At 63.3% G+C, this 19,655-nt stretch carries 19 protein-coding genes and 1 pseudogene; 9 read left to right on the top strand and 11 right to left on the bottom strand.

Translation table 11 applies throughout. The features are described from left to right. Positions 1 to 287: 287 nt before the first annotated feature. The 5 genes from ABID59_RS20565 to ABID59_RS20545 all read right to left on the bottom strand — a co-directional run bounded on the left by ABID59_RS20565 (position 288) and on the right by ABID59_RS20545 (position 5,456). A complete protein-coding gene (locus ABID59_RS20565) occupies positions 288 to 1,460 on the bottom strand; it encodes a fumarylacetoacetate hydrolase family protein (RefSeq protein ID WP_354084552.1) in 1,173 nt (390 codons plus the stop codon). Positions 1,461 to 1,594: 134 nt separating this feature from the next. Further along, positions 1,595 to 2,572, bottom strand: a complete 978-nt coding sequence (locus ABID59_RS20560; protein ID WP_187435257.1) for a HEAT repeat domain-containing protein — start codon at positions 2,570 to 2,572, stop codon at positions 1,595 to 1,597. Positions 2,573 to 2,574: 2 nt separating this feature from the next. Next, complete coding sequence (locus ABID59_RS20555) at positions 2,575 to 2,808, bottom strand: 4Fe-4S dicluster domain-containing protein (protein ID WP_008141081.1); 234 nt, start codon at positions 2,806 to 2,808, stop codon at positions 2,575 to 2,577. Positions 2,809 to 2,839: 31 nt separating this feature from the next. Further along, positions 2,840 to 4,582 carry a fumarate reductase/succinate dehydrogenase flavoprotein subunit gene (locus tag ABID59_RS20550; RefSeq protein ID WP_148754689.1) on the bottom strand — a complete coding sequence of 581 codons (1,743 nt, stop codon included), beginning with the start codon at positions 4,580 to 4,582 and terminating at the stop codon, positions 2,840 to 2,842. Positions 4,583 to 4,682: 100 nt separating this feature from the next. Beyond that, on the bottom strand, positions 4,683 to 5,456 hold the full coding sequence (locus ABID59_RS20545) for a ferredoxin--NADP reductase (RefSeq protein ID WP_354084551.1): 774 nt from the start codon (positions 5,454 to 5,456) through the stop codon (positions 4,683 to 4,685). Positions 5,457 to 5,655: 199 nt separating this feature from the next. On the opposite strand from ABID59_RS20545, the gene ABID59_RS20540 reads away from it, so the two are divergent. The 5 genes from ABID59_RS20540 to ABID59_RS20520 all read left to right on the top strand — a co-directional run bounded on the left by ABID59_RS20540 (position 5,656) and on the right by ABID59_RS20520 (position 10,286). Continuing rightward, positions 5,656 to 5,958, top strand: a complete 303-nt coding sequence (locus ABID59_RS20540) for a gamma-butyrobetaine hydroxylase-like domain-containing protein (RefSeq protein ID WP_354084550.1) — start codon at positions 5,656 to 5,658, stop codon at positions 5,956 to 5,958. A 190-nt stretch (positions 5,959 to 6,148) separates the two neighbouring features. Continuing rightward, positions 6,149 to 6,922 carry a Crp/Fnr family transcriptional regulator gene (locus tag ABID59_RS20535; protein ID WP_354084549.1) on the top strand — a complete coding sequence of 258 codons (774 nt, stop codon included), beginning with the start codon at positions 6,149 to 6,151 and terminating at the stop codon, positions 6,920 to 6,922. A gap of 165 nt (positions 6,923 to 7,087) precedes the next feature. Beyond that, the gene (locus ABID59_RS20530; protein ID WP_187435256.1) at positions 7,088 to 8,509 is read left to right on the top strand and encodes an ABC transporter substrate-binding protein; all 1,422 of its coding nucleotides are present in this window, start codon (positions 7,088 to 7,090) and stop codon (positions 8,507 to 8,509) included. Next, positions 8,506 to 9,417: an ABC transporter permease gene (locus ABID59_RS20525; RefSeq protein ID WP_148754685.1), complete on the top strand. Its 912-nt coding sequence runs from the start codon at positions 8,506 to 8,508 to the stop codon at positions 9,415 to 9,417. Before ABID59_RS20530 ends, ABID59_RS20525 begins: the two co-directional genes overlap by 4 nt. Further along, complete coding sequence (locus tag ABID59_RS20520; protein ID WP_187435254.1) at positions 9,414 to 10,286, top strand: ABC transporter ATP-binding protein; 873 nt, start codon at positions 9,414 to 9,416, stop codon at positions 10,284 to 10,286. Before ABID59_RS20525 ends, ABID59_RS20520 begins: the two co-directional genes overlap by 4 nt. A 143-nt stretch (positions 10,287 to 10,429) precedes the next feature. Here the strand turns inward: ABID59_RS20520 and ABID59_RS20515 are convergent, their stop codons facing one another. The 3 genes from ABID59_RS20515 to ald all read right to left on the bottom strand — a co-directional run bounded on the left by ABID59_RS20515 (position 10,430) and on the right by ald (position 13,255). Next, a complete protein-coding gene (locus ABID59_RS20515) occupies positions 10,430 to 11,488 on the bottom strand; it encodes a YeiH family protein (RefSeq protein ID WP_354084548.1) in 1,059 nt (352 codons plus the stop codon). Between the two features lie 110 nt (positions 11,489 to 11,598). Continuing rightward, the gene (locus ABID59_RS20510; protein ID WP_148754682.1) at positions 11,599 to 11,817 is read right to left on the bottom strand and encodes a hypothetical protein; all 219 of its coding nucleotides are present in this window, start codon (positions 11,815 to 11,817) and stop codon (positions 11,599 to 11,601) included. A gap of 322 nt (positions 11,818 to 12,139) precedes the next feature. Further along, the gene (gene ald, locus ABID59_RS20505; RefSeq protein ID WP_354084547.1) at positions 12,140 to 13,255 is read right to left on the bottom strand and encodes an alanine dehydrogenase; all 1,116 of its coding nucleotides are present in this window, start codon (positions 13,253 to 13,255) and stop codon (positions 12,140 to 12,142) included. Positions 13,256 to 13,388: 133 nt separating this feature from the next. On the opposite strand from ald, the gene ABID59_RS20500 reads away from it, so the two are divergent. The 3 genes from ABID59_RS20500 (at position 13,389) to ABID59_RS20490 (ending at position 16,930) form a co-directional block, all read left to right on the top strand. After that, positions 13,389 to 13,868 carry an Lrp/AsnC family transcriptional regulator gene (locus ABID59_RS20500; RefSeq protein ID WP_187435253.1) on the top strand — a complete coding sequence of 160 codons (480 nt, stop codon included), beginning with the start codon at positions 13,389 to 13,391 and terminating at the stop codon, positions 13,866 to 13,868. 107 nt (positions 13,869 to 13,975) lie between these two features. Next, complete coding sequence (locus ABID59_RS20495) at positions 13,976 to 16,333, top strand: Orn/Lys/Arg family decarboxylase (protein WP_354084546.1); 2,358 nt, start codon at positions 13,976 to 13,978, stop codon at positions 16,331 to 16,333. Positions 16,334 to 16,339: 6 nt separating this feature from the next. Continuing rightward, complete coding sequence (locus ABID59_RS20490) at positions 16,340 to 16,930, top strand: GNAT family N-acetyltransferase (RefSeq protein WP_354084545.1); 591 nt, start codon at positions 16,340 to 16,342, stop codon at positions 16,928 to 16,930. Here the strand turns inward: ABID59_RS20490 and ABID59_RS20485 are convergent. From ABID59_RS20485 to ABID59_RS20475, 3 genes and pseudogenes are all read right to left on the bottom strand, one after another. Continuing rightward, positions 16,920 to 17,132, bottom strand: a complete 213-nt coding sequence (locus ABID59_RS20485; RefSeq protein WP_187435252.1) for a hypothetical protein — start codon at positions 17,130 to 17,132, stop codon at positions 16,920 to 16,922. The two genes, ABID59_RS20490 and ABID59_RS20485, sit on opposite strands and share 11 nt — an antisense overlap. Before the next feature lie 129 nt (positions 17,133 to 17,261). Then, positions 17,262 to 17,686 (bottom strand): annotated as a pseudogene (locus ABID59_RS20480) (flagellar basal body rod protein FlgC). Positions 17,687 to 17,804: 118 nt separating this feature from the next. Continuing rightward, positions 17,805 to 18,854 carry a hydroxyacid dehydrogenase gene (locus ABID59_RS20475; RefSeq protein ID WP_354084544.1) on the bottom strand — a complete coding sequence of 350 codons (1,050 nt, stop codon included), beginning with the start codon at positions 18,852 to 18,854 and terminating at the stop codon, positions 17,805 to 17,807. A 243-nt stretch (positions 18,855 to 19,097) separates the two neighbouring features. On the opposite strand from ABID59_RS20475, the gene ABID59_RS20470 reads away from it, so the two are divergent. Then, positions 19,098 to 19,655: a thiamine pyrophosphate-binding protein gene (locus tag ABID59_RS20470; protein ID WP_187435251.1), complete on the top strand. Its 558-nt coding sequence runs from the start codon at positions 19,098 to 19,100 to the stop codon at positions 19,653 to 19,655.

Below are 19,655 nucleotides of genomic sequence, written 5' to 3'. Positions count from 1 at the left end.
GGCGTGTCTCCCAAAATGTTGTCCGGGGCGCCGATTGGTAGCATGGCACCCTCAAGCCGGCCTTTGAGGGCGGCGGGAGGCACTATTTCACGGAAGTTTACGTCCGTATAGTCATATTATCTGACTATTTAGGCGAATGAGGAGAGATGCCGAGTTGGCTGAGCAGATGACACGCCAAGCGGGACCTTCCTCCACTGATGCAACGTGGAGATGACGGAGTTAGTGTGGGGCCACGGTGCGCCCTCCGGATGGCGACCAAGTCGACGCGCGGAGACGCGAAGCGCTAGCTAGAGCAGCTTCCGCTGCGCCAGGTTCTTCATCAGTGCGCCGATGCCGAACGTCCAGGGCTCGCACACGTCGCTGGTGCGCATGCGGTTGACGAGCTTGCCGAGCTGAGGTGCGGCGATGGTGACGATGTCGTCGCGCTTGTGGGTGAAGCCCTGCCCCGGCGCGTCGCGATCCTTGACCGGCGCGAACATCGTGCCGAGGAACAGAACGAAGCCATCAGGATATTGATGCACCTTGCCGATGGTCTGCGCGACGAGATCGGTCGGATCGCGGCTGATCATGCTGATCGAGGAATGGCCATCGAGAACGAAACCGTCCGCGCCCCTCACGTTCAGGCTGATATTGAGCTTGCGCGCGTCGTCGAGCGTGAACGTGTTGTCGAACAGGCGTAGCAGCGGTCCGATCGAGCACGAGGCGTTGTTGTCCTTGGCCTTCGACAACAGCAGCGCCGAGCGGCCCTCGAAGTCACGCAGATTCACGTCATTGCCGAGCGCGCCACCGACGATCTTGCCGCGGCTGGAGACGAACAGCACCAGCTCCGGCTCGGGGTTGTTCCAGGTCGACTTCGGATGCAGCCCGGCGTCCATGCCGGTGCCGACCGAGGACAGGGTCGGCGCCTTGGTGAAGACCTCGGCATCGGGGCCAATGCCGACCTCGAGATACTGGCTCCAGGCGTTCTGGTCGATCAGCACCTGCTTTAGATGCATCGCCTGGTCCGAGCCCGGCTTGAGCTTTGACAGATCGTCGCCGATCAATCGTGTCACTTCCTTCCGGATCGCGTCGGCCGAGGCCGGATTGCCCTTGGCCCGCTCCTCGATCACGCGTTCCAGCATCGAGATGGCGAAGGTGACGCCGGCAGCCTTCAAGGTCTGGAGATCGACCGGCGCGAGCAGCCAGGGCTTTTTCGTATCGCGCCCATCCGGCGCCGTGTTGGCGACAATGGCTTCGAGATCGCCGATACGCTCGCCCTTGGTCGCGGCAAGCGACTTGGCCGGATTGTCCTCCTCGCAGAGGGCGCTGACGGTCGGGAATTTCGCGGTGACGTCGAAGACGCCGTCGCTGCGCACGGCGACCACCGCCGGACCGTTCGCCTGCGGCAGCCAGACGCGACCGACCAGCGTCCCCTTGGTTCCATCCTCGGGGAGAAGGTCTTTAACGGACAGTGTCGTCATGGCCGGCGTCCTCGCTGTTTTTCGGACCGGCCGCGTTCAATCAGAAGCCGGTCACGTTGGCGAAGACAAATAAACGTCTGGCGGGGGAAGTCCAGACCGGCAGCGATGAGCCGCTATGCCCCTGCCCTCGCCTTTTATGTGCCTGCTCGCGCCTTCCGGGCCGCGATCTGCTGCAAGGCCCAGCGTGCGTTCTTGCGGACATCCGGATCGGCATCGTCGGCGATGACGGCCAGGAATGCTTCACCGTCGGGATGGGCGATCTCACCGAGCGCGGCGGCCGCCTCTTTCCGCAAATTCGCCTGATCGTGGTTGATGCAATTGCCGATCGGCCGCACTGCGCGTTCGATCTTCATCTTGCCGAGGCTGCGGATCGCCTTCAGCCTCACCTGCCAGAACCCATCAGCGAGCGCACCGACGAGCTGGTCGGCGGCGATCGAACCGTTGACGTTGAGACCGAGCGTTTCCGCCGCCATCTCGCGGACCATCCAGTCGGCGTCCTTCAAGGCTCGCGTAATCGTCTCAGCCGCGGGCTTCATCTGCGAAAAGGCGAGCGCGCTCACGGCGGCGCGGCGGACATGCGCATCGGGATCGTTGATCAGCGCGGTCAGCGCGGGGATGGATTCCTCCAGCTTCAGGAAGCCGATCACGCCGATCGCCTGCACCCGCACGGCGGCATCGGAATCCTGCAGCGCTTCCAGCGCGGGCTTGAGCGTATCCTTGCACCGTAACTCCTTGAGCGCGCGCAGCGCGCCCATGCGGACGAAGGCGTGGGCGTGCATGACCAGCGGCAGAATGATTTCAGCACAAGCCGGATCCTTGAACTCGGCCATGCTGTCGGCCGCGGCCGATGCCACGATCCTTTCCGGATCGACCAGCAGCTTCACCAGCGCGCCTGCCGCTTCCGGCCCGTCGAACTCGCCCAGCGCCATCGCGACCTGCTGGCGCACGCCGGCATCGGGATCGGTTACGATACTGGCGAGATGACCGACCGCGGCGGGGTCGCCGGAATGACCGAGCGCGATGATCGCGACGCGGCGCTCGGCGGGATCGGCGGCCTGAAGCCGCTCGTCGGCGTCTTCGAGATCGTCGTAGGATTCGAACGGGCTCGACATGCTCACCTCAACAGATAGGGAATGTTGACCGTGACGGCGCCGGTCGGGCAATCGGCCTCGCAGGGCATGCAGTACCAGCACTCGTCATAGGCCATGTAGGCCTTGCCGGTCATGTCGCTGATGCGCAGCACGTCGAGCGGGCAGACGTCGACGCATACGGTGCAGCCCTTATCGGCAATGCATTTGGCGTCGTCGACGACCACCGGAACCGATGTCTGATAGGACGCGAGAGGCATTTTATGTCTCCTGTTGCTATGATGCGGTGGATCAGGCAGTGGCGCGGATGCGCTGCTTGTCGTAGAGGTCCTTCTCGTCGTCGGCGATCGGCACGACATAGGGCTCTACCGCGCGCTTCTCGCTGGTCATCTTGCCGTTCTGCTTGGACAGCAGCGTATGGCAGAACCAGTTCTCGTTGTCCTTCTCCGGAAAATCCGTGCGCCAGTGATAGAGGCCCCAGCGGCTTTCCTCGCGATACAGCGAGGCATGCACCGCCATGTCGGCGCAATCCATGATCGACTGCACTTCGAGGGCGCGGAGCAGCTCGTGCGCGTTGCGTGCGATCATATGCTCCTGCATGTCCTGCCGCGTCTCGGCGAGACGGCGCATGCCGAGCTCGTATTTGCGCGTGACCTTTGGCGGCTGGAGATAGTCGTTGACAAGGCGGCGGGTCTTGTACTCGACCTGGTTCGGCGGAATGCCGTCCTCGCGCCTGGTCGGCGCCAGCACACGGTCACGCTCCTTTGCGACGTCCTGCGCATCGAACTCCGCAAAGTCGTGATTGTCGGCAAACTCCATCGCATCGATGCCGGCGACCGAACCGTTGGTGAAGGCGCCGAGCATGTAATTGTGCGGCACGCTCGCCATGTCGCCGGCGGCGTAGAGGCCGGGCACGGTGGTGCGGGCATTGTCGTCGACGAACACGCCCGAGGCGCTGTGGCCGGAGCAGAAGCCGATCTCGGAGATATGCATCTCGATCGAGTCATTGCGATAGTCGACCCCGCGCCCCTGCTGGAACAGGCCGCGCGTCGGCCGCTCCACCTTGTGCAGCGTGGACTCGATCTCAGAGATCGTGTCAGGATGCAGATGCTTGAGCTGGAGGAACACCGGGCCCTTGCCGGACAACAGCTCGTTGTAGAACTCCAGCATCATCTGGCCGGACCAGTAGTCGCATTCAATGAAGCGCGAGCCCTCGTTATTGGCTGTAAATGCGCCGAACGGACCGGCGACATAGGCGCAGGCCGGGCCGTTATAATCCTTGATCAGCGGATTGATCTGGTAGCATTCGAGGTTCGCGAGCGCCGCACCCGCGTGATACGCCATCGCATAGCCGTCGCCGGAATTGGCGGCGTTCTCATAGGTGCCGAACATGTAGCCCGAGGTCGGCAGACCGAGCCGGCCGGCGGCGCCCATGCAGAGGATCACGGCCTTGGCCTTGATCACCAGGATCTCGGCCGTGCGGGTGTTGACGGAGATCGCACCGGCAATGCGACCGTCGGACGATTTGAGCAGCCGCGTCGCCATGTAGCGATTCGAGATCAGGATGCGGGCGCGGCGGAGCTGGCGGTAGAGCGCCTTCTTCACGGTCTCGCCGTTCGGCATCGGCAGAACATAGGTGCCGATATGGTGCACCTTCTTGACGGCGTAATCGCCGTTCTCGTTCTTCAGGAAGCGGATGCCGAAACTGTCGAGCTCCTCGATGATCTCAAAGCAGTTCTGGGCATATTTATAGACCGCCTTCTGATCGACGATGCCGTCATTGGCGATGGTGATTTCCTTGGTGTACTGCTCCGGCGTCGCATAGCCAGGGATGACGGCGTTGTTGAGCCCATCCATGCCCATCGAGATCGCGCCGGAGCGCTTGACGTTGGCCTTTTCGAGCAGGACGACATTGGCCTTCGGGTTCTTCAGCTTCGCCTTCAGCGCCGCCATCGGGCCGGCTGTGCCGCCGCCGATCACGAGCACATCGCAGGAAACTTCCGAAAGTCCGTCGACGATCTGATCTAGTGCCATCGCTTGCTCCTGGTCCGCCGATCCGGCGCCTTTGCATCAGATTTGTTCAGGTGACGTGCCGGCGATAGCAATTAGTTGTCGCCGGGCTGCGATTTGCGCCTCAGCGCTCGACAAAAGCCTTCTCGATCAGGAAATGGCCGGGCTGGCTGTGATTGCCCTCGACGAAGCCGCGCGCGGCAAACATCGCGGGGAGTTCCTCCAGCATTGCCGGGCTGCCGCAGAGCATGATGCGGTCGGTCTCGATATCAAGGCCGGACTGCCCGATGTCGTCGAACATCTGGTTGGAGGCGATCAGGTCGGTGATGCGGCCCCGATTCCGGAACGGCTCGCGGGTCACGGTCGGGTAGTAGACCAGCTTGTCGCGGATCAGAGGGCCGAAGAATTCGTGATCTCGCAGACCGCAGACAAGGTGCTCGCCATAGGCGAGCTCCGAGACCTGCCGGCAGCCATGGGCGAGCACGATGGTCTCGTAATTCTCATAGACGTCAGGATCCTTGATCAGGCTGGCGAACGGCGCGAGGCCGGTACCGGTCGAGAGCAGCAGGAGGCGCTTGCCGGGAATGAGATTCCCGGTGATCAGCGTGCCGGTCGCCTTGCGGCCGACCAGGATGATGTCGCCTTCCCTGATCTTCTGCAGACGCGAGGTCAGCGGACCGTCCTGCACCTTGATCGAGAAGAACTCGAGCTCTTCCTCATGATTGGCGCTCGCCATGCTGTAAGCGCGCATCAGCGGCTTGCCCTCGACTTCGAGCCCGATCATGGCGAACTGGCCATTCTGGAAACGGAAGCCGGGATCGCGCGTCGCGGTGAAGCTGAACAGGGAGTCGGTCCAGTGCCTGACCGACAAAATCGTTTCCTTCTGAAATGCGCTCATGGTCTCTCCTTGCCGTCGATGGCGCACAAAGTTTCGGAGAGACGGGATTCCGGCAACGCGGAATTGAAAATCCCGGTCGATTAGTTTCACAATTCGCGAGCGGTGATTGAAGAGATGGCACGTGGGCCACGTCCGCGCCGGCAATTAGTTGCTATTCGCGCTCGTCGGCATCGACGTAAAAGAGAGCCGGAGATACCTCATGACCATAGCCCTGGTGGCACCGACCGTGGCCGACTATGAAGCCAGCGCCGATCTCGCGACGCTCCTTGTCCACACCACCGAGGGCGATGCGCTGAGCGTCCCTGCCGAAAAACTCCGCCTCTCCTGCAAATGCGCCCACTGCACCCGCGCCCGCTTCGACGGCCGCTTCCCCGAAGCTTTTCCTGGGATTGCGATTACCGAGATCGGCGATCTCGGCTACGGTCTGAACATCTCGTTTTCAGACGGACACAATCGGGGGATTTACCCCAAGCCGTATTTGCTGAGCTTGGCGGGGCGTTAAGGGCTCGATCTCCCCCGCACTCCGCTGTCATTCCCCGCGAAGGCGGGGAATCCAGTACGCCGCGGCCTCTCCGTATCCCTTTAACGTCTCTGGAATACTGGATCGCCTGCCTTCGCGGGCGATGACAGCCGAGTGATTGGCACGGACATTGCTCCTCTTTAGAACGATTTGAACGTTCCGGAGGCAGACGATGTTGCAGGCAGCGAATGCGGTTCGCGGGACTGTTTCCCCGACAATCCGGCCTGCGGGCAGTTCCTCGCTGCTGCTGACCGAGAACCAGCAATGGATCGGCGGGCCGCCGCCGCTGATGGACAAGCTCAGCCAGCGCGAGCGGGAGCTCGTGCTGAAGCAGGGGCGCCGCAAGGTGCTCAACCGCGGTCAGACGCTGTTCAGCCAGGGCGGCAAGCACGACGGCATCTGGCTGATCGAGAGCGGCCGCATTCGCGTATTCTATACCTCTCCGCTCGGACGCGAGATTACCCTCGCCTACTGGCATGTCGGCAATTTCGTCGGCGGGCCCGAAGTGTTCGAAGGCACCGTGCATCAATGGTCCGGCGTCGCATCCAGCAATTGCAGCGTGGTGCACCTGCCCGGAAAGGAGCTGCGGTCGCTTGCCGTCGAGATCCCGAACCTCGCGATTGGTCTGATCGAGGGCCTCACTTTCAAGGGCAAATGCTATTCCGCGCTGGCCCAGATGCTCGGAACACGCTCGATCACGCAGCGCCTTGCGCATCTGTTGCTGCATCTGGTCGATCTCTACGGTGTCGAGGATGCCGACGGCCGGGTGATCGCCGCCGCCTTCACCCATGCCGACATCGCCCACATGGTCGGCGCCACCAGGCAATGGGTCACGATCAGCCTGAAACGCATGCAGGAGAAGGGAATCGTGGTGACGAAGCGCTCGCAGATCGTGGTCTGCCGGCCCGACGTGCTGGAAGAGATGCGCGGCCAAGGCGCCGAATGACGCCGGTGCACAGGCAAGCGGCTTTATAGTGCAGGACTGCCCAAGGAGTATGCAATCAGCTTTTCCCGGCAACTAATCGACTGCGGCGTTCATTCCGGATTTGCCCTGTCCACGCCCTCACCCAATCATGGCAACCACAGCACATCCAACCGAATGAGGATGAGAATGGTCCGCCATCTTCCCACGCTCTCGATCGCGATGTCGGTGACGTCGCTGGCGTTACTCCTCGCGCAGCCGGCTTCGGCGGAAACCGTTACCCTCGGCATCGGAACACAGGACACCACGACCAACACCGTGACCGCGGGCGTCGTCATCCGCCAGCTGCATCTCGTCGAAAAATACCTGCCGAAGGACGGCAAATACGCCAACATCAAGTTCGAGCTGGAGTGGCAGAATTTCACGTCCGGCCCACCCGTCACCAACGCGATGATGGCGAACAAGCTGCAGATCGGCATGATGGGCGACTACCCGCTGATCGTGAACGGCTTCACCTTCGACAGCAATCCCGAGAGCAAGAGCCGCCTGATCGGCATCGCCGCCTACAGTCTCTCCGGTTCCGGCAACGGCATCGTCGTTCACAAAGACTCGCCCTATTACGATCTGGCCGATCTCAAGGGCAAGCTTGTCAGCGTGCCCTTCGGCTCCGCCGCGCACGGCATGGTACTGAAGGCGATGCAGGACCGCGGCTATTCGTCCGATTTCTTCCAGCTCGTCAGCCAGAGCCCCGAGGTCGGCTCGACCAACCTGCAAGAGAAGAAGATCGACGCGCATGCCGACTTCGTACCCTTTGCCGAGCTGTTGCCGTTCCGCGGTTTTGCACGAAAGATCTTTGACGGCGTCGAGACCAACCTGCCGACCTTCCACGGCATCGTGGTTCGCACGGACTTTGCCGAAAAATATCCGGAAGTCGTCATCGCCTACATGAAGGCGCTGATTGCCGCCAACCAGTGGCTGCACGACGATCCCAAGCTTGCCGCCGAGAAGATCCAGGAGTGGACCGGCATCAACAAGGAGGTCGTCTATATCTTCCTCGGTCCCAGCGGCAACATGACCACCGACCCGACGGTCAAGCCGGCGCTGGTCGATGCAGCCGCCAGCGACGTCAAGGTGCTGCAGAATCTCGGCCGCATGAAGGAGTTCGATCCGAAAAAATGGGTCGACGACAGCTACATCCGCAAGGCCTATGCCGAGATGAAGCTCGACTACGACGCGCAGCTTGCGAGCACCAAGAACTACGAAATTTCCGGTGAGGACAGCTTCTGCAAGAAGCCGATCACCGATCCGCGCAAGGCCGGCGAGGTCTGGGTCGACGACGCCGGCATCCTGCCGTTCTCGTCGGCGAGCTGCACGTTAGGGGCCTATGCCGACTTCAAGGCCAAGGGCAAGAAGATCAACGTCACCTACGTCTTCGACACCACGCGCGGCATCAAGCTGTTCGCCGACCAGGCCTTCTTCGCGGTCGGCAATGGCGATGTCGCGCCCTTCCTGCTGAAGAAGGATGCGGAAGCCTATGCCGCCAACATCAGCGGCAAGGTGCTCGGCTTCGAGGACGCGGTCAAGGCGGCGGTCAGCGGAGGCAAGACGTGAGCAGTCCCGCCATCCTCAGACATTCAGAGGACAGCAGCATGCCAACAGCCGTTGCCGAGGCGGCCCCAACGCCCGCCGTCACGTCCCCCGCAACACCGCCCTCCTTCAGTACACTGGCACTGCGCTGGTACCGGCTGAACCAGGGCCGTCTGCGCGCCACCGCGGTCGGCATCATCTCGCTGCTCGCTTTCCTGCTGGTCTGGCACCTGCTCACGACCTATCGCGTCGTGTTCTTCGTGCGCTTCACCAACGTGCCCTCGCCGCTCGCGGTCTATGCGAGCTTCACCAAGGCGATCCACGATCCCAAATTCCTGCTGCACATCGCGCTGAGCTGCCGGCGCATCTTCATCGGCTTTTCGCTGGCAGCGATCGCCGGCGTGCCGCTCGGCCTGGTCATGGGCCGCTTCAAGCTGGTGCATGAGATCATCTTCCCGATCGCGGAGGTGCTGCGGCCGATCCCGGCGATCGCCTGGGTGCCGATGGCGATCATGCTGTGGCCGACCAACGAGCAGAGCATCGTCTTCATCACCTTCCTCGGCTCGTTCTTCCCGATCCTGGTCAACACGCTGCACGGGATGTCCTTGGTCGATCCCGTGCTGGTGCGCGCCGCGCAATGTCTCGGCGCGCGCGAGCGCTCGATCTTCCGCGAGGTGTACTTTCCGGCCTCGCTGCCACACATCTTCACCGGCCTCACCGTCGGCATGGGCGTCGCCTGGGTATCGTTGATCGCGGCCGAGATGATCTCGGGCCAGTACGGCATCGGCTATTTCACATGGGAGGCCTATTCGCTGGTCCAGTATCCCGACATCGCGCTCGGCATGATCGCGATCGGCGTGCTCGGGCTGGGATCGAGCCTGCTCATCAGAGGCGCGGGACACCTGGTAATGCCGTGGAGGTCAACGAGGTGAGCGAGATTCGGACGAGCGAACCGAAAGGTCATATCGAGGTCAGAAACTTCTCCCTCAGCTATGACAGCATCGAGGGGCCGGTTCAGGCCGTCACGGACACGCAGATTCATGTGAAGCCGGGCGAGTTTGTCTCCATCGTCGGCCCCTCCGGCTGCGGAAAGTCGACGCTGCTCAATGCGGTCGCGGGATTCCTTAAACCCACCACCGGCATCGTCACCGTCGATGGCGAACGCGTGAACGGCCCCGGTGCCGAGCGCGGCATGGTGTTTCAGCAATATTCGCTGTTTCCATGGAAGACTGTGCGGGAGAATGTCGAGTTCGGCCTGAAGATGCGCGGCATGGCGCGTTCGCAGCGCGAACGCGCCGCGCGCACCCTGCTCGGACTCGCCGGCCTCGAGGCCTTCGAGAAGCATTATCCGGAAAAGCTCTCGGGCGGCATGAAGCAGCGCGTCGGTATCGTCCGCGCACTCGCGACGGGACCGAAGGTGCTGCTGCTCGACGAACCCTTCGGCGCGCTGGACGCGCAGACCCGGGTCATCATGCAGCAGATCCTCACCAATATGTGGCAGCGGCTAAAGATCTCGGTGCTGTTCGTCACCCACGATATCGACGAGGCCATCTTCCTCTCCGACCGCGTCTACTGCATGACCGCACGTCCGGGCTCGATCAAGGCCGAGATCCCGATTCCCTTAGAGCGGCCGCGGCAGCAATCGATGATGATGTCGTCGGAGTTTTTGGCGCTACGCCGCGGGCTGATGTCGCTGATCCGCGAGGAAAGCCTGAAAGCCATGGGCGGCGAGATCAACGACATGGGCATGCAGGGGCTCAGCATCGAGCTGCATGGCCATTCGCTGGCGGATGTGATCTAATTTAACCTCGCCCCGCTTGCGGGATGACAGGTTTCGTAGGGTGGGCAAAGTGAAGCGTGCCCACCATTTCTTTTCCGATCGCGGTGAGAACGGTGGGCACAGCGCTACGCGCTTTTGCCCACCCTACGGCAGTTTCGCTCGCCTCACTTAAACCAGTGCACCAGCGCGATGCTAATCCCTAGAAGTAGCATCAGCGACAGCGTCACCGCGGCCGTCACCCTGCCGCCGACATTGGCGAGCACGCGGACGTCGACGCCGAGGCCGAGCGCAGCCATTGAGACCACCGTGAGGAAGCTCGTGATCTTCGTCACGGGCCCTACGACTGTTACCGGCACGATCTCGAGCGAGCGCAGGGTCGCAAGTACAAGGAAGCCGAGGATGAACCACGGGACCAGGCGGAAGAAGCCGACATTGGTCTTCCTGGCATCGGTCTGCCAGCGCGAGGCGACCAGTGAGAGGCCGACGACCACGGGCCCCAGCATCAGCACGCGCATCAGCTTGACCAGCGTGCCGATCTGCGTCGAGACGAGTCCGGCCGGCACCGTCGCCGCGAGCACCTGCGGCACGGCATAGACGGTCAGGCCCGCGAGGATGCCGTATTGCGTGGCGGTGAGCTGCAATAGCGGGATCAGCAGCGGCAGGCCCAGCACCATCATCACGCCGAGGATGGCGGTGAAGGAGATCGAGGATGCGATCTCATCGCTGTTGGCGCCGATGATTGGCGCCACCGCCGCGATGGCAGAATTGCCGCAGATGGAATTGCCGCAGGCAATCAGGATCGAGAGCCGCGTCGACAGACCAAGCAGGCGGCTGAGGCCGAAGGAGACGGAGAGCGCCACGACGACGACAGCGGCGATCGATGCCAAAAGGGCGATGCCCGAAGCTGCGATAGCGGCGAAGCTGATGGAGGCGCCCAGCAGCATGACGGCGACCTCGAGCAGCTGCTTGGCGCTGAAAGCGATGCCGGCCTGCCAGCGCGTCGCCGGCTTCCAGAAGCTGCGCAGCGCCATGCCGAGCAGGATCGCCATCACCAGCGCCTCGACATAGGGGTGCTCGAAGACGCCCAGTTCGGCCCGCTCAAGAGAGGCCGAAACGCCGGCCACGGCGATGCAGAGGAGAATGCCGGGAATCAGCGCCGCAATACGGCTCGCGACGGTCGCCGGCTTGGCATCGGCCGGGCTGGATGCTTGATTCTGCGGCACAAATCTCTCCCTAGGGAGAAGGATTTATACGCAGGGTCGCTGGACTGGGAAATAAGTTTTCGACATATCAGGGCCGAGAGAAGTTATATCCTCAGCCCGGAATAACCGGCTTAGAACAGCAGGTTCTTGGCGATCGAAGCCACGTGGCTGAAGCTGTCGTAGACGCCGGGCTCGAAGAAGGCCGCACGCGCCAGGACGATGGCGGCGACCAGCGACCAGAACAGGCCGGTGCCGGCCCGCAACACGAGCTTTGCGGCGCGCGACTTCGGCTGGGTGTCCGTCGCGGACACCAGCTGCTCGCCGAACGGCTCAAATCCAGTGCGTTCCATAATGGGCCAATCCATCAATCCTTGACCGAAATGTCGTCGTTTCGGCCTCAAACAGCAATGGAAGCGATTGGCGTTTTTGCCCCCCGGCGGGGAAACTCCTTCCGCCGGACTAGCCTGAGGCAATAGTTTTCTTCTTTTGCCGGGTTGGAGGGCCCATGGCGTCCACCCGGACCTGCTCGACGACTACCATGAGCACTTACTACCGCAACTCGAGCGGCCGCGCGTTTTCGGCGATGCCGTGGCGTTTGGCGGACTAATCGCGCATGACGCACAATCCGGACCTCGGGCCGCACAGGTCGACGAAGGCGTAGGTCTGGCGACTCTATGCCGCCAGCCCGCTTCCCAGCGGCGCAAAATCCATCCCGAGACTTTCCGCCACCGCTTTGTTGGTGATGCGGCCGCGATGGACGTTGAGCCCATTGCGCAGATGCTGATTCTCCAGCACGGCAGCAAAGCCCTTGTTGGCGAGCATCAGACCGAACGGCAGCGTCGCATTGTTCAGCGCCTGGCTCGACGTCACCGGCACCGCGCCCGGCATGTTCGCTACACAATAATGCACGACGCCGTCGACCTCGTAGGTCGGCTCCGCATGCGTCGTCGCGTGCGAGGTCTCGAAGCAGCCGCCCTGGTCGATCGCGACGTCGACCAGCACAGCACCCGGCCGCATCGATTTGAGCATCGCACGCGTCACGAGCTTTGGCGCGCTCGCGCCCGGCACCAGCACCGCACCGATCACGACGTCGGCGGCAAACACCTCCTCCTCGACGGCCTCGATGGTCGAAAAGCGGGTGCGCACCCGCCCGAGGAAGACATCATCTAGCTCGCGCAGACGAGGAATTGAGCGGTCGATCACGGTGACTTCAGCACCGAGGCCTGCGGCGATGCGCGCGGCCTGCGTTCCTACCACACCGCCGCCGAGCACGACGACGCGCGCCGGCTGCACCCCGGGCACGCCGCCGAGCAGCAGCCCGCGACCGCCGGCCGATCGCCTGAGCGCGGCGCCAGCGGCCTCGATGGCGAGGCGGCCGGCGACTTCGCTCATCGGCGCGAGCAGCGGGAGGTGACCGGCCGCGTCGGTGACGGTTTCATAGGCGATCGCTGTGCAGCCGGACGCGAGCAAGCCCTTGGCCTGTTCGGGATCGGGCGCGAGATGGAGATAGGTAAACAGGATCTGGCCTTCGCGGAGCTGGGCCCATTCGCTTTTCTGCGGCTCCTTCACCTTCACGATCATGTCGGACTTGGCGAAGATGTCGCGCGCACCGGCGGCAATGGAGGCCCCCGCCCGCTGATAGACCTCGTCGGACGCACCGATGCCGCTGCCGGCTCCAGTCTCAACCGTGACCTGATGCCCAGCCGCGATATATTCACGGACAGCGCCCGGGGTGAGCCCGACGCGATATTCCTGCACCTTGATCTCCTTGGGCACACCGACACGCATCCTGGGCTCCTTTTGATTCACCCCATGATCGTAGCGGCGCAGGCAGTTTGGTTTCGTGCAAATATCCGGTAGTTTTGGCCGTCCCGCGCCGGTTTCGGTCGCGGAAGTGTCCTTTCACGCTGGAAACAAAACCTTGGCCCTCGACCGGAAAGATCTCGCGATTCTCGCGGAACTTACGACCAATGCGCGCGCCAGCCACACCGAGCTCGCCAACAAGGTCGGCCTCTCCAGCACCGCGCTGGCACGGCGGCAGAAGACGCTGGAGGATGACGGCTACATCCAGGCCTACCAGGCCGCGCTCGATCTGGCGCAGTTCGGCCTGACCACGACGGTGCTGGTGCGCATTGCGCTGGAGAGCCAGAGCGACGAGGCGCTGAAGGCGTTCGAGGCGGAGGTGGTGAAGTGCCCCTCCGTCGTGCGCTGCTTCCTGATGTCGGGGACCGACGACTACATCCTGATCGTGCTCGCCCGCGACATCCAGGATTTCGAGCGCATCCACCGCACCGAACTGTCGCGCCTGCCGCGCGTGGCGCGGGTACAATCGAGCTTTGCGCTGCGCGAGGTCGTCAATCGCGCGGTGCCGACGGTGGTGTTCGGCGAGGCGAAGCGGTAGCGTTTCCCTCGCCCCGCAAGCGCGGGCTGGGGCCATCCCGCGCACCGTCATAGAACTGTCATCGAATGTGCCGAGACCTGTCAGTCTCTGCACATTCGGGACACGTCATGGACTATTTCAAGCGCTTCAACTTCCTGTTCGCCGCACCTGTATTCGACGCCGACGACCTCGAAGGCGTCCGTTTCAACCAGATCATCGAGGAGATCCAGCGCTCCGGCTTCGAGGTGGTCCGGGCCCGCAAGCTGGAGGACGCCGAGATGGCGGTGCAGACCGACGCCGCGATCGGCTGCATGGTGGTGGATTGGGGCAAGAAAGGCCTGGAGGGCAAGACATCGGCGCTGATCAATCTGATGCGGCGCCGCGGCCTCGACTTCCCGATCATCCTCCTGATCCGGCGCAAGCGGTTCGAGGATCTCCCGGTCGAGGTGCTCGACTTCATCGATGGCTATGTCTTCCTGTCGGAGGAGACGCCGACCTTCATCGCCAAGAACCTGATCAGCCGGCTCAAGCAATATGCCGAGACGCTGAAGACGCCGTTCTTCGGCGCGCTGGTCGATTATGCCGAGGAAGGCAACCAGCTCTGGACCTGTCCGGGCCACAATGGCGGCGTGTTCTACAACCGAAGCCCGATCGGCCGGGTCTTCGTCGAGCATCTCGGCGAGTCCGTCTTCCGCGACGACCTCGACAATTCCGTGCTCGATCTTGGCGACCTCCTCACCCATGAGGGTCCGGCGCTGAAGGCGCAGAAGGAGGCCGCCGCGATTTTCGGCGCGGAGAAAACCTACTTCGTGCTCAACGGCACCTCGACCTCGAACAAGGTCGCGCTCGGCGCGCTCGTCACAGACGGCGACCTCGTGCTGTTCGACCGCAACAACCACAAGGCCGCCCATCACGGCGCGTTGATGATCAATGGCGGAATTCCGGTCTATGTCCCGACCATCCGCAATGCCTGGGGCCTGATCGGTCCGATGCGCTGGGACGCGCTCGACGAACGGGCCCTGCGCGAGACGATCCGCAACCATCCGCTGGTCACGGACAAGGACGCCTGGCGCAAGGAACGGCCGTTCCGCGTCGCCGTGGTCGAGCAATGCACCTATGACGGCACGATTCACAATGCCGAAATGATCCTGAAGCGCATCGGCCACCTCTGCGAATACATCCTGTTCGACGAGGCCTGGGCCGGCTTCATGAAGTTCCACCCGCTCTACGTCGGCCGCTTCGCGATGGGGCTTGCCAATCTCCCGCCGGACGCACCGGGCATCATCGCGACGCAGTCGACCCACAAGCAGCTTGCCAGCTTCTCGCAGGCCTCGCAGATCCATATCAAGGACCGCCACATCCGCGGCCAGAAGCGGCGCGTCGAGCACCGCCGCTTCAACGAAAGCTTCATGCAGCACGCCTCGACCTCGCCGTTTTATCCGCTGTTCGCCTCGCTCGACGTTGGCGCGCAGATGATGAAGGGCCGCTCCGGCGAAGTGCTATGGGACGACACCATCCGCCTCGGCATCGAGCTGCGCAAGAAGATCCGCGCCATGCGCCGGGAGTTCGAGGAGAAGGAACAGAACCCGGACCGGCGCTGGTTCTTCGAGCCGTTCGTACCCGATCGCGTTGCCATCCCCGACGTCAGCCGCCCCGGCGCCGCGCATAACGTTGCCTGGGAGACGCTGTCGACCGACGAGCTCGCGACCAATCCCGCGCTGTGGCAGCTCGGCCCTGACAGCAACTGGCACGGCTTCCCCGGCACGGCCGAGGGTTTTGCCATGACCGATCCGAACAAGCTGACGTTACTCACGCCCGGCTTCGACCGCACCACCGGCGCCTATGCCGAGCACGGCATCCCCGCCCCGGTCGTCGCGCAGTACTTGCGCGAAAACCGCATCGTGCCTGAGAAGAACGACCTCAACTCCCTGCTCTTTCTGCTCACCCCCGGCGTCGAGGCCAGCAAGGCCGGCACGCTGATCTCCGGCCTCGTTGCCTTCAAGAGACTGCACGACGACAATGCGCTGCTGGCCGACGCGATCCCGGAATTCCATCAGCGGCGGCAGGCGCGCTATGCTGGCGTGCGACTGCGCGACCTCTGCGGCGAGATGCACCGCTTCTTCCGTACCGCCGATGTCAGCGCGCTTCAGGCGCGACAGTTCATGCCGGAACACATTCCTGATATTGCCATGTCGCCGCGCGATGCCGCGCGCTTCCTGTTCAAGAACGACGTCGACTATCTGCCGATCGAGGCGATCGCCGGCCGCATCGCGACCACGCCCTTTGTGGTCTATCCGCCCGGCATCGCCACCATCGTCCCCGGCGAGCGGCTGACGGAACGAGCCAAGCCCATGGTGGATTACCTCAGGATGTTCGAGACCTGCTTCAATACGTTTCCGGGCTTCGATGTGGAAATCCAGGGCGTCTACAAGGAGGTCGATGCGCACGGCCGGATCGGGCTCTATACTTACGTCGTTGCCGAGTAGGGGCCGATGAACGAAACAGCGATTGCACGCGCCGATGACGAGCCGGTTCTGGTCCGGCCGTCACGCGAGAGCGATATCGAGGCGATGCTGCGGATCTACCGCCATCACGTCCGCAATGGCGTGCCGTGCGATGTCGAGGGAACCGGCGCGCCAGAACCGGACGACCTGCGCGACCGGCGCAAGAACCTGAAACAGACCCGCCTGCCGCATCTGGTCGCGACCTATCGTGGCGAGGTGGTCGGCTACGCCTATGCGGTGCTGTTCCGCAAGCGTCCGGCCTATCGCTACACGGCCAAGCACTCGATCTATGTCCACCACGGGCATCTCGGCCGCGGCGTCGGACGGCTGCTGCTCCAGGAGCTGATCGATGCCTGTGCGGCGGCCGGCTTCCGCCAGATGATCGGCTATATCGATGCCGACAACGCCCCTTCGCTGGCGCTGCACGAAAAATTCGCCTTCGCGCGCGTCGGCCTGTTGTGCGGCGTCGCTTACCGCCACGGCGGCTGGTCCGATACCGTCATGGTGCAGCGTTCGCTCGGCGCCGGCGTCACCGCGCCGCCGCCGATCGCGGCGCCCGGGCTGGGCTCTACGAGGTAAAGTCAGCTGGTCTGACCTGGATGCGATCGGCATGCAGCGACCAGTGACGCAACGCCTGGTCCTTGCAAAACCTCGCCTTCGCCCGCTCCTTGGCTTCGTCCTCGTCGGCGGCGTCGATCTCGAGCGCGCCCTGACAGACCTCGATCTGCCGGCCGTACTCGCCGAGCACGTCCTTCATGAACCTGACGACATAAGTTGACATGGGACCTCCCTGCTGCCCCGGCGGCAATCTAATCCCATTTACCGGGTTGCGGGGAGACAGATTTTGACGGAGATCAAGCCGGCGCTGGTTCCAGCCGCCAATTGAGGCGTCGGTACGATCGGTCAGCCATCAAGTCTTGATATCGAGGAGTGATTCCGTCGTTTCGGAGTAGGCTTGAATGACCTTCGCATTGCAGCCGCCATTTGAACGAGCTCATTGGCGAGATCGACATTCGGCGCGGCGACCAGGCCGTCCTGGTCGGCGAAGGCAGCGCTTGGGTCGGATTGTGCGGTATAACTTGGCGACACTGTCGACACCGTCGCGATCGTACCGCCGGGCGTCGAGCCGCTCGACTGGTCGACCTGATCGACTCGCAACGGCACATAAGCCGCGGGATAAGTCGAGCTCGTGCTCGAACTGCCGGCCGAGGTGCTCGATCGGCCCGACGCAGGTAGCGGGCCGGTGGTGCGGACATTGGCGATGTTGCTCGCGGCCACGCTCACACGCAAGCTCGCCGCAGAAAGTCCGGATGTCGCAATCGAAAGTATGCTCATGGAACCTGATCTACAGGACAAGTCATACGCGTTCATTCACGCCAACGATAAGATGCGCCGCATTGTATTTTTACCGTGGTAACCAATGATCAGCGCGCGCAACAGTCCCTCGCGCGCGCTACCCAGGCGCAACGCCAAAGGCCTGCTTGAAGCGCGCGGCATAAACAGGCCAGACCTCGGGATTGATCATGCGCGGCGGCCGCTTGCCATCGAGCGTCTCCAGCACCTGCTCGGCCGCGATACGGCCCATGTTCTGGCGCGCCTCGATCGTGACGCCGGCCGTATGCGGGCTCGCCAGCACATTGTCGAACTGGAGCAGCGGATGCTCCGGCGGCGGCGGCTCCTTGGACCAGACGTCGAGGCCGGCACCAGCGATACGCTTGTCGCGCAACGCCCCAAGCAAGGCGTCCTCGTCATGGATGAAGCCGCGCGCGGTGGTGATGAAATAGGCGTGCGGCTGCATCAGGCCGAACTCGCGTACGCTGATCATGTTGCGGCTGCCCTTGTTGAGCGGACAGGAGATCGAGACGAAATCGGCGCGGCGCAGCAACTCGTCGAGCTCGACCTTCTCGCCGCCCCGCTCGGCCATCACTTCGGGCGAAAGGTACGGGTCGTAAGCCAGCACCTTCATGCCGAGCAGGCCCTTGCACAACGCGGCGATGCGGCGGCCGACATTGCCGAGGCCAATGATGCCGACGGTCTTGTGCTCGACCTCATTGCCGACGAGCTCGTTGCGGTTGACATTGGGCTCACGGCGCAAGCGACGATCGGACTGAATGATGCGCTTGGACAAGGTCAGCATCATCGCCAGCGCGTGCTCGGCCACCGAATGCGCGTTGCCGCCGGACTGGTTGACGACCAGCACGCCTGCATCCGTGCAGGCCTCGACGTCGACGGGATCAAAGCCCGCGCCATTGCTGGAGACCAGCAGCAGGTTCGGCGTGCGCTTGAGGAAGGTGGCATCGACATGGAAGTGCGGCGCCAGCTCGTCGCGGGCGGCGCCGATCTGGTAAACATGGGCCGCGCTCAGGATCGGAGCGTAAAAGTCCGCGGGGCTCTCGTTCTCGATGCGGTCGAGCCGGACGTCGGGCCGCGCCTTCAGGATGTCGATGTAGATCGGGTTGGCAAGATATTTGACGTAGAAGACGCGCTTGCTGTTGACCGACATCAGGACCTTCCGGCTCTCTCGTGGAGACCCGCAAGGTCAGCGCAATACGCGTCCCGTCCATGCGTCCTCCCGTTTCTCGTTATCCCGCTTATGACATGGCGGTGCCGGCCATGGCAGTCCGTCTGGCGCAGATCACGGTGCCGGCCCGGGCATGTTGACAATCCCGCCCGCTCCGTCAAGTTCGGTAGAACGCCGCGACATTGGCCAAGACCAAGAAACATGCGCGGCTCAAGGGAGAACGCAATGGCGATTGCGGAGCAGCAGACTTCGACGCAGGCGTCCAGCGACAAGAGCTGGCACGGGATAGTCCTGCAAACCCTGAAGCGGAACGAGATCAGCCTCATCCCCTACGTGCCCGACCGCGTGCTGACCCCGCTGATCAAGAACCTCCACGCCGATCCATTCTTCACGACCTTCGCCACCGCCCGCGAGGAAGAGGCCGTCGGCATCGTCTCCGGCGCCTGGATGGGCGGGCGGCGCGGCGCGGTGCTGATGCAGACCTCGGGCTTTGCCACGCTCGCCAACACGCTCGCCTCGCTCGCGGTGCCCTACCAGATCCCGCTGATCATGTTCGTCTCCGAGCGCGGCACGCTCGGCGAGTTCAATTACGGCCAGTCGCTGGTCTGCCGCACCATGCGCCCGGTGCTGGATTCGCTGGCGCTCGAGCACCACACCATCACCCGGCTCGACGAGCTCGAATTCATCGCCGACCGCTCGATCAAGCAGGCCGTCACGACGCAGGCGCCGGTAGCGCTGATCCTCAACCCGCTGCTCACCGGCGGCAAGGTCTTCGACAAGTGA

Origin of the sequence: Bradyrhizobium sp. S3.3.6, assembly GCF_040546905.1 — a bacterium.
Lineage (GTDB): Bacteria > Pseudomonadota > Alphaproteobacteria > Rhizobiales > Xanthobacteraceae > Bradyrhizobium > Bradyrhizobium cytisi.
Note: the sequence above shows the minus strand (reverse complement) of the source record. Positions and strands in the feature narration are given on the sequence as shown.

Bases quoted from the DNA above. Each gene is read 5' to 3' on its own strand.
- ABID59_RS20565 (WP_354084552.1), bottom strand. From the start codon at position 1,460: ATGACGACACTGTCCGTTAAAGACCTTCTCCCCGAGGATGGAACCAAG.
- ABID59_RS20530 (WP_187435256.1), top strand. From the start codon at position 7,088: ATGGTCCGCCATCTTCCCACGCTCTCGATCGCGATGTCGGTGACGTCG.
- ABID59_RS20545 (WP_354084551.1), bottom strand. From the start codon at position 5,456: ATGAGCGCATTTCAGAAGGAAACGATTTTGTCGGTCAGGCACTGGACC.
- ABID59_RS20535 (WP_354084549.1), top strand. From the start codon at position 6,149: ATGTTGCAGGCAGCGAATGCGGTTCGCGGGACTGTTTCCCCGACAATC.
- ABID59_RS20555 (WP_008141081.1), bottom strand. From the start codon at position 2,808: ATGCCTCTCGCGTCCTATCAGACATCGGTTCCGGTGGTCGTCGACGAC.
- ABID59_RS20540 (WP_354084550.1), top strand. From the start codon at position 5,656: ATGACCATAGCCCTGGTGGCACCGACCGTGGCCGACTATGAAGCCAGC.
- ald (WP_354084547.1), bottom strand. From the start codon at position 13,255: ATGCGTGTCGGTGTGCCCAAGGAGATCAAGGTGCAGGAATATCGCGTC.
- ABID59_RS20510 (WP_148754682.1), bottom strand. From the start codon at position 11,817: ATGGAACGCACTGGATTTGAGCCGTTCGGCGAGCAGCTGGTGTCCGCG.
- ABID59_RS20485 (WP_187435252.1), bottom strand. From the start codon at position 17,132: ATGTCAACTTATGTCGTCAGGTTCATGAAGGACGTGCTCGGCGAGTAC.
- ABID59_RS20560 (WP_187435257.1), bottom strand. From the start codon at position 2,572: ATGTCGAGCCCGTTCGAATCCTACGACGATCTCGAAGACGCCGACGAG.
- ABID59_RS20550 (WP_148754689.1), bottom strand. From the start codon at position 4,582: ATGGCACTAGATCAGATCGTCGACGGACTTTCGGAAGTTTCCTGCGAT.
- ABID59_RS20475 (WP_354084544.1), bottom strand. From the start codon at position 18,854: ATGTCGGTCAACAGCAAGCGCGTCTTCTACGTCAAATATCTTGCCAAC.
- ABID59_RS20470 (WP_187435251.1), top strand. From the start codon at position 19,098: ATGGCGATTGCGGAGCAGCAGACTTCGACGCAGGCGTCCAGCGACAAG.
- ABID59_RS20490 (WP_354084545.1), top strand. From the start codon at position 16,340: ATGAACGAAACAGCGATTGCACGCGCCGATGACGAGCCGGTTCTGGTC.
- ABID59_RS20495 (WP_354084546.1), top strand. From the start codon at position 13,976: ATGGACTATTTCAAGCGCTTCAACTTCCTGTTCGCCGCACCTGTATTC.